We start from the raw sequence: 9,480 nt of genomic DNA on the forward strand, positions 1-9,480 counted from the left end.
AGATTGGCGCTTCACCAATGAAGATGCCAGGATTAAACTAAAGAGATTGTATCCTACATTATGTGGTTGACGGGACACTAGATTGATCCGCATGAAATACGGAGCCCTGGTTCCCTGTCCTCTCTTCTTATCTCACCTGCCCCTGTTTACAATTACGCCTGCATAATCAGATTCACGTTACGATGATTGCAGCTCCGTGTCAAGACGAAAGTCGGATCGGCCACGTGTTCTGATCCAATTCAAAGTAACCCCCAGCAAGGGGCTTGTTGAAAAAGTCCAAATACGCCCACCGTCGTCATCGCGAGGAGCGGAGCGACGTGGCGATCTCTATGTCAATCAATGCAATGGTGAAATGCGGAGATTGCCACGCTTCGCTCGCAATGACGACTTTCAGGGTTTCTCAACAAGCCCCAAGCTGTGGGGCACCCGGCGTTCTATCATTGTTCTCTTCGTATCGGAAGATGCCGCGCAGCACTAACCAATTTAGCCATCACAGGCAGGGGCGCAACGCCACGGAAGAGCCGGTCCAAGTTAGAGCAGATGTTTGCCTTCTATGGTCTGTTCAAGAGCTCTGCTCAGAAGGTGCGGCAATTCGCGATAAAACAAACGGTATTCTTTGCTGCTTCCGTACATTTCTCGCATCAATGGATGGTCAAAGGAGAACTCTAGCAATCTGTTGAATTCCATGATTGCATTCTGCTGTTCTTCATTTGAACGCCGAGAACGAAGAATACTGATTGTCTCAATGCCTGCATCGTAAATCCACGGGAATTCATTTCGAATCATCGCAAGAGCCATTTGTATGCCGACAAAACTGTTTTCCCCCATGGGAGAAAAGTGTAGCACCTCCTCAAGCATCCTTGGGTGGAATCGCCGTGCTTGACGTCCGATGAATGGGTCGCCACTGCGATCGGAGCGCTCAAGTAGTTGGCCCAACAGATGAGTTATCTCTTCAAGGTTTGCACCAAGTGACCCATCTGGATTCCGAATCAATTTCTGATTGATTCGCGACAATTCTAGAATCTCCTCGAGAATCTCTTGAGCCTTGGGTGTGTGTAACTCGGTTCCGTCCACTTCGTGTGCCTCAGGTGGTGTGTCCTGCAATTTGCTAAGCTCAGACTCTAGAGTTGGGTACCAGACTCCAAAGGCTTTCTCCAATCTATCGGACGCGAGACCGTCCTTGTCACATGCTTTATTGAGGGTTTTTATTAACTTCTTCAAGTCATCCTTTTCGAAAATGGTTGACTGAAATTGTAGGATTGGACCATCTACCTCAGATCTCTTTATGTCGAAAAGGAATGGGCTCACGAAGGCCTTATCCATAGTCTTTGACAGAGCACCTGCCTCGAATGTTAACCACGGCGCATTTATGTTTTCCCTGGTTACGCAGAGGATGCCAAAAGTAGAATCGGCAAGTTCCTTTGCTATGTCTGTGCTCCATCGGGCACCTTTGTCAATATCTTCAGATGATACATAGGGAACAATTTCTTGGATTACAGATGGAAGCCAATCGCGGAATACAAGCGCAACCTTGTGGCTTCGAGAACCAGACCAACTTAGGAATACTTTCATATCTCTTCTCCTTATTTAACGACGATTACATCGATCGGAGTAAGATGTTGACTCCTGATTTGTCGTCTGTACAAGACACCATGGGTTTTTCTCAAAAGCACTCGACGAACTGGTTTGATGGCGACCCAAATCAGGATACCAGTGATCCTGACCGCTTTTTATATCTCACCAACCCCTGCTTACAATTGCGCCCGCATAATCAGATTCACGTTACCATGATTGCAGTACTGTGTCAAGGCTAAAGTGGGCAAGTTGATAGCTCTGTTGGCGCACGGGACGTACACCAACCACGACATTCCAGTCGACAGCGCATACTCCGCTGTCACACCGTTGAAAGGGCTTGTTGAAAAACCCTAAATGACGTCATCATTGCAAGCGAAGCGTGGCAATCTCCGCATCTCACAATAGCCTTGATTGACATAGAGATCGCCACGTCGCTTCACTCCTCGCGATGACGACGATGGGCGTTTCACGTCACTCCTGCGAAATAGGTTGAAAATGCTGAGAACTTATGTCATATTTGATTGTCTATAATACTTGTGATCCGTGCACCTCGTTATAGGTGCGCGAATGGCAACGTAATTGCAGCTTGTCTTGGCTATTGGAGAACTGATGTACGAGCAGAAAATCGACCGCGATTTGCTTAAGAAATATGATCGCCCCGGGCCGCGCTACACAAGTTATCCGACAGTACCGGAATGGACCGATCAGTTCGGGCCGGATGACTACATAAAGGCTCTGGAGAATTCAGCCTCCAGCGATCAAGCGCTCTCGCTCTACGTGCATATTCCGTTTTGCAGGGCTCGCTGCTACTACTGTGGATGCAACACCTGTATTACAAAGGACCCGGACAGGCCTGACAATTATCTGAAACTGATCGACAACGAGATCAAGCTCGTGCGAAAACATCTTGGCAAACGCAACCGGCTTGCGCAGTTGCATTGGGGAGGCGGAACACCGACGTACCTCTCAGAAGATCAGATGCGCCGACTGTTCGCATCGATAACGGAAAACTTCACTCTTGATCCTAACGCCGAGGCCGCTATCGAAGTCGATCCGCGTGTAACGACTCCGGCTCAGTTGCGGCTGCTCCGCGAATTCAGCTTCAACCGCATATCGCTTGGGGTGCAGGATCTCAATCCGGATGTCCAGGAGGCAATCGGGCGTCATCAGACGGCTGAGCAGACAGTGGAGTTGTTCAATCTCTGCCGCGAGCTCGGTTTCGGCGGCATCAACGTCGACTTGATTTACGGATTGCCACGGCAGACGACATCCGAGTTTGCGAAGACGGTCGATCGCATCATTGCGTTGGGCGCTGACAGAGTTGCTGTATATAGCTACGCACATCTCCCAAGAGTCATGGCTCATCAGAAGAAGATCGACGAGTCGACCTTGCCGACGACAGAGAAGAAATTCGAGCTGTTCGAAACAGCCTTGATCGGATTTCTCAACGCAGGCTACGTTCAGATAGGCATGGATCACTTCGCAAAACCGGATGATGAACTCGCACGCTCGCTTGCCGAGGGAAAACTCCACCGAAATTTCATGGGATACACAACCCGCTTCACGGACGCGATGGTAGGTATCGGGATGTCATCTATCGGCGATCTGGACAGCACTTTCGTGCAGAATCTGTCCGGCATAGACTCATACATGAATGCCATCGCTGAAAACAAACCGGCAACCTATCGCGGACTGAGACTTTCCGAGGACGACAAAATCCGCCGGGCGACTATTCTCTCGCTGATGTGTAATTTCGTCTTGAAGTACGAGATGCTTGAGACAGAATTCGGCATCTCCTACGGTGATTATTTCTCAGTGGAAGATTCGGATCTGGATGAGTTCATATCCGATGGGCTACTCGAACGAACCGACACAGAAGTGCGTGTTACCCCGCCCGGAAGAGTCTTTGTTCGGAATATCGCTATGGTGTTTGACGCATATCTGCGCGCAAAGACCGACGGCGAATCACCGCTCTTTTCGCGCACTATTTAGATCCGATGATCAAGAAACTCAAAGCTCACTCAAGTTATCTGGCTCAACCGGCGGAGTCGTTCGATTTCGCTCGCGAGAAGTGGGGAGTGCTCTTCCTCAACATGGGTGCGCCCGAATCTCTCGATGACATAGAGGCATTTCTTTACAGGATTTTCTGCGATAGCAATATTATACGGCTGCCATTAGCATCGTTATTGCAAAAGCCCCTCGCTCGTCTAATCTCATCAAGACGCTCGGAAAAAGTGAAACAACACTACGAGGCGATAGGCGGCGAATCACCTCTCCTAAAGTGGACACTACGTCAGGCTTGCGGTGTCAGGAGGCTGTTGGAAAAGAACTATCCAGAGATCGAAGTCTTCGTTGGCATGCGATATTCCAGCCCATTCATAGTGAATTCACTTGATGCGGCTGTCGCATCCGGTTGCAAGCATGTTGTGATCGTGTCGCTCTATCCCCAGTACAGCCTCGTGACAACGGGGACAGCGATCGCAGAGGTGACAGATTGGCTTGATCGCAAGAAACATGATGTGACGGTATCTCTGATAGATGGATTCCACAATCGACTGGAGTACATTTCTCTGTTGAAGAGCAAGATCGAAGCAGCAAGGCAGAAACTGCCGGGAGACCATTCCGCCAAATTGCTCTTCTCAGCGCATTCACTCCCGGTGAAGATGGTCGAAGGGGGTGACCTATATGTGGATCAAGTAAGGGAGACAGTTGCGCTGGCAGCCGGTGACCAGGATCACTTGCTTTCGTTCCAGTCTCGTTCGGGGCCGGTCAAATGGGTCGGACCGGAAACATCTGCGACGATACAGCAGCTCGGCGCCGATGGCGTCAAGTCTCTGATTATCGTCCCCATAAGCTTCGTGTCAGACCATCTCGAAACCCTATACGAAGTCGATATCGAACTGGCAGAGCTGGCACACGCATCAGGAATAGAGAACTTCATACGCACAGAGTCATTTAACGACGATGCGGCGTTCATTGCGCTGCTCTCACGTCTTGTTGGAGAGAAGACCGGATTATGAAGAAGATCGCCATCATCGGTGGGGGAATTTCGGGTCTTGCTGCGCTCCATTTCCTGAGAAGCAGATACGCGGATTCGTGCAAAGTCATACTCTACGAGAAAGAGTATCGCTTGGGCGGCACGATCGGCACCGACCGAATCAGCGGCTATTCATCAGACTGGGGGCCGAACGGCTTTCTCGACAAAGTCCCGTTGACGCTCAAACTCGTCGATGAGCTCGGATTCACCGACAAGCTTGAACGCGCCAATCCGAAATCCGAGAATCGATTCATTTATCGCAACGGCAAACTTCACGCTATAAGTGCATCGCCACTCAAATTTCTGCGCTCACCGCTATTGAGTGCTGCCGGACGAATGCGGTTGGTTTCGGAGCCGTTCAGAAAAGCGAAGAAGGATGACTCTGACGAGTCAGTCTTTGATTTCGCGAGTCGGCGAATCGGCACCGAGGCTGCCGAAAACCTGATTGTGCCGATGGTGTCCGGTATTTTCGGAGGCGATTCCCGCAAGCTATCTCTCAAATCTTGTTTCCCGATCATGGAGGAGATGGAGCGTGAACATGGCTCGCTCTTCAAGGCGATGCTCGCGAGAAAGAAGAAGAAAGGTAGCTCTGGCGGTCCTGCAGGTCCGAGCGGACGGCTTACATCGTTTCAAACAGGACTCTACTCGCTGATAGAGAAATTCAATGAGCTTTATGCAGAATTCATCGAGACCGGCGCAGAAGCACTCAGGATTGAAAAGACCGACAGCGGATTCCGCCTCAGCTTGAAAGAAAGGCAACCGCTTGATTTCGATGCGATCATCTGCTCCACTCCATCCTACGTCCTTCCGGGCATGCTGCGAGAGATGGATAAATCACTCGCATCACTGCTCGACACGATTCCGTACGCATCGATTTCGGTCGTATGCCTCGGCTATAACCGCAACGACATCGCACACGATCTTTCCGGATTCGGCTTCCTGATACCGAGATCGGAAGGTAAGCGCCTGCTCGGTTCGATATGGACATCATCGATTTTCGAGGGTCGTTCACCGGATGGAATGGTACAACTTCGATCAATGATCGGCGGTGCGACTGACCCGGAAGCGGTCGATCTCTCCGACGGTGCAATGCTCGATTTGGTGCATGGCGAACTCTCGGACACGCTCGGCATCACCGGCAAACCATCGTTCGTACGAATCTTTAAGTGGAAACAGGGAATCCCGCAGTTCGAGTTGGGGCATCCGGAGAAGCTGGCAAAACTCGCACAATTCGGTGAGAAACACCCGGGTCTCGCATTCACGGGCAACGCCTACGATGGCATCGGCCTTAACGACTGCGTTGTCAGGTCCGACAAGGTCGTCTCCGACCTCGCGAAATACCTCGGGATTCAATAGGCGGGTAGGGTGGAACGCGTTCCACCATCTTGTCTGTGCAGAAATATGTTTCACGCCGCATACATGAAAGCGCAAATCGTGACGGCGTGAATATCCTTGAGGCATCAATTGTCACACGCAATGACAATCAGAAGAATCGGTGGAACATGTTCCACCATCTTCTCTGCGCAGCAATATGTTTCGCTCCGCATCCATGAGAGCGCAAATCGTGACGCCGTGAATATTCTTGAGGCATCAATTGTCACACGCAACAACAATCAGAAGAATCGGTGGAACACGTTCCACCCTATTCGACTCAAGTGTGGTCAGCCAGGTCTGGATCGTGTATACTTTTGGTTCCACTCGTTCCGACAGCGAACGCACTATCGACTTGAAAATTCTTGACACCTTTCTCTGAGTGATGCTGCCTGTTTATCCTCCGGAACGGCGGCCAACAACATGTCCAGATACTTAATGGCGTCCGTGAATTGGCGGTGATTAGCCAGGATGACCGCGATATTGAACAGCGCATCGGTGACTCTGTGATCCAGCCTATACGCTTCGTGGTACGAGCTTACGGCCATGTCGTATTGCCGCATTTTCTCGAGCGCAACGCCCCTGTGATACCATGCCCACGCGTCTAATCGATTGGAGGCGATCACCCCATCGAAAATCTCGAGCGCATCAGTGTGCCAGCCGAGAGCATCACAGAGAATTCCTCCCTTGTGAAGAGCTGCGTGTGCGTTCTTTGGGTCCAGTTCGAGGATTCGATCGTAGCAAGAGATTGCTTTCTCGAAATGCCCTTGATGGCCCAACGAGGCTCCCTTACCGATCAGCGCCGGTACGAATGCGGCGTTTATCTCGAGTGCTCTGTTGAAGTAGTTCAGGGCTTCAGCCGGATCATTCAGGGAATCGCAGTAAGTCGAGCCAATGTTTGTAAGCATTTCGGTGCTGTCCGGAGATTTCACTAAGCATGCCTTGTAAAGCTCGATTGCTTCTTCTGGCCGGTTCAGCTTAGCAAGTGCGTTAGCCTTGACGAACATCGCTTCAACGTTGGCGCTGTCAATATCCAGAGCCCTTCCCGAATACTGGAGAGCCAAATCATATGACCCAGCTTCAAACAGACGGTTGGAGCATCGGACTGCCGCTTCGATGTTGGTCGGATCAGATTCCAACACCTTGTCCAGAAGTGCTATGCCTTCTGAGTCGTTTCCAAGACTTATCTCCAGAAGTGCCTTTTTGATCAATGTATTCGTCTCTTGCCACCCGAGATCGACAACCGGCGAGGGTTTCTCAAACGATACCCTCGCCACGGCTTTGCCCTCTCTTAGGCTCTCAGCGATGTTCAAGTCAAGCCCATCTCTGATCATGGCCGCCAGTCGTTCCTTCAGGTCGGCCGGTGCTTCCGAGATCACAATTCTGGACGTGGATAGTGCTTCGAATATCATGCTGAATCCTCGCGGGCGGTTACCAGGGTCCTTCTCAAGGCACTGAAGCACCAACCTGTGAATCTGTGGCGGAATATTGCTGTTGTAGATGAGGGGATCGGTAGGTTTCGCTCCTTCGTGGCAGGCAAAAACTGAGAGATTGGCCTCAGTTTCGTAAGGCCAATGCCCGGTCATCAGTTCGTACAGGACTATCCCAAATGTGTAGACGTCAGACTGTTGCTGAACAGGCTGTCCCGAACACTGTTCCGGTGATAGGTAGCGAGGTTTGCCGGAAAACCCTTCCTTTCTGACCCTAGTGTTTGCGTACCGCCGGTATGACTCGTCGTCTGCGATCTTGGCCAGGCCAAAGTCAGTGACATTGACAGAGAGTATCCTCTCTTCAATACTCTTCCCGGATATCTCCGACAGCTTTTCAACCCTCTCTAACTCGTCAGATGTGTTTGCGATTGCTGCGCTCACTGCATCGGCATTGTCGATCAGCCACTGAGTCTCTAATTCACAGCCCCACCAGACTTTCAGGATTATGTTATCCGGCGTCAGGTCTCCGTGAATGATCGACGGGACAAGAGTCATTGCGTTTTTCATACCATTTGCGATGTCGATGGCGATATCGATGCCCTCTATAGTTGAAACCTGGTGCTTATTGAGCCATCCCCTCAAGTTCCACGATCCACCGTATTCGGCAATGACAAAAGGTCTCCCGTCGAGCATCTCAACGTCATAGGCTGCAATGACATTCGGGATATCTCCCAGGCTCACCCAAATTCTCGCCTCCTGTATGAATCTGCTTAAGGCATGCTGGTTGCTCATGAAACGATCGAGCAATGTCTTCAGAACAAACTTCCTATCACCATCCGGTCCCTGACAGACGTATACTCGACCCATCCCTCCCTCGTCTTGACTCAGGACCTTGAACTTCCCCCCTATGATCTCACCGGTTGCTTCTAACATGAGAGCTGACCTCCTTTCACTTGACCCCAGGCTAAGTGGCAGTGCTTCCGTTTCCATTTTGCTGTCTCGCTTCTCCGCTGCCGTCGTCTGATATCGGCAAGTCTGGGAGGTCATCTTTGACGGATGTGTCAGGTTCTTCCGGACTGAATTCGCTAGGCGTAAAGAGGCCGAAACGCCAGCCGGTAGGCCTTTTCCTCTCAGCCTGAATCGCTAAAGCTATTGTCTCAGTCTGGACGTGCAATGTTCGAAGGTTTCTATATAGCCCCATCCGGTCAAGGGTCTCCGCCTTTGCAACCCAACCGGTCACTCTATGAATTGAATAAAGAATAGGAAGGAGAGAGTTGTGGATGTCATCCAGCCTAGTTCGAAGAACTTCGACTTTACACACTTCGTTGGCCTTCTTCTTTTCCGAGCTGATGTACTGCTGTATTGTGACAGCTGCGGCCAAGAGTGTAACTAGGCCGAATATATAATTCATCGTGTCCATGTGACAACCCTCCTGAATAGATTTACAACGATTACTTCTCTCTTAGCTTCATCCTACAGTGGCGTTTACATGCTTCTTTGCCGACATGCTTCGAGAATGACGTCTCGGAACAGAGAGAGAGTCATCGATGTCACCGTTGTACGTCGTCAGACTCTTTCGGACGTTTTCATCTCGAATATATGGGGAAATTCTGTCTTTGGCAAGTTGCATGTTAGGCTGTTATTCTGACGCGATCCCCACACCCATCCCGCAAGGGATAGCCTAATTGTTCTTTCGCCTTGACAGTGCCGTTTCTGTCTTGATCCTGTTTTTCGATCAGAATCTGTCTCAATCTCGCCGCCTATACATCGGCTAGCGTCAGCTGAGTTATGAGTGGCCGGACGTAGATAGTCCACCTCTCTGTTCACTTGCATCGTTGACAACGATCTATGGCATCGCCGAGCAAGGTAGGCTGGAACACGTTCCACCCTACGCGACTGGGGGCAGGATAGACAAGATGTCAAAACCGCAGGGCTTTGATATTATGAGAAGGCCGCTCGGCCAGTATAGATTATACTGGCCTTGTAAACCCTTAAGCAAGGAGCGGCCATGTCAAATACATATGTCGGTATCGACGTACACAAGAAGCTATGTGTATACACAGAGCT

General features: G+C 50.6%; 6 protein-coding genes. 3 read left to right on the forward strand and 3 right to left on the reverse strand.

Annotated features, from left to right (window positions below; translation table 11 throughout):
- Nucleotides 1-531: 531 nt before the first annotated feature.
- Nucleotides 532-1,572: a hypothetical protein gene (locus tag KKH67_07330; protein MBU1318995.1), complete on the reverse strand. Its 1,041-nt coding sequence runs from the start codon at nt 1,570-1,572 to the stop codon at nt 532-534.
- Nucleotides 1,573-2,184: 612 nt separating this feature from the next.
- Between KKH67_07330 and hemN the strand changes: the two genes are divergently transcribed.
- The 3 genes from hemN to hemG are packed head-to-tail and all read left to right on the forward strand — an operon-like array spanning nt 2,185 to nt 5,968.
- A complete protein-coding gene (gene hemN / locus KKH67_07335) occupies nt 2,185-3,567 on the forward strand; it encodes an oxygen-independent coproporphyrinogen III oxidase (GenBank protein ID MBU1318996.1) in 1,383 nt (460 codons plus the stop codon).
- A 5-nt stretch (nt 3,568-3,572) separates the two neighbouring features.
- Nucleotides 3,573-4,595, forward strand: a complete 1,023-nt coding sequence (gene hemH, locus KKH67_07340; GenBank protein ID MBU1318997.1) for a ferrochelatase — start codon at nt 3,573-3,575, stop codon at nt 4,593-4,595.
- The gene (gene hemG / locus KKH67_07345; GenBank protein MBU1318998.1) at nt 4,592-5,968 is read left to right on the forward strand and encodes a protoporphyrinogen oxidase; all 1,377 of its coding nucleotides are present in this window, start codon (nt 4,592-4,594) and stop codon (nt 5,966-5,968) included. Before hemH ends, hemG begins: the two co-directional genes overlap by 4 nt.
- Before the next feature lie 362 nt (nt 5,969-6,330).
- Here hemG and KKH67_07350 read toward each other — a convergent pair whose 3' ends face one another.
- Together KKH67_07350 and KKH67_07355 are read right to left on the reverse strand one after the other, a co-directional pair.
- Complete coding sequence (locus KKH67_07350; GenBank protein ID MBU1318999.1) at nt 6,331-8,346, reverse strand: tetratricopeptide repeat protein; 2,016 nt, start codon at nt 8,344-8,346, stop codon at nt 6,331-6,333.
- 31 nt (nt 8,347-8,377) lie between these two features.
- On the reverse strand, nt 8,378-8,833 hold the full coding sequence (locus tag KKH67_07355; GenBank protein MBU1319000.1) for a hypothetical protein: 456 nt from the start codon (nt 8,831-8,833) through the stop codon (nt 8,378-8,380).
- Nucleotides 8,834-9,480 lie beyond the last annotated feature (647 nt).

This window comes from Candidatus Zixiibacteriota bacterium (assembly GCA_018820315.1).
GTDB lineage: Bacteria > Zixibacteria > MSB-5A5 > JAABVY01 > JAHJOQ01 > JAHJOQ01.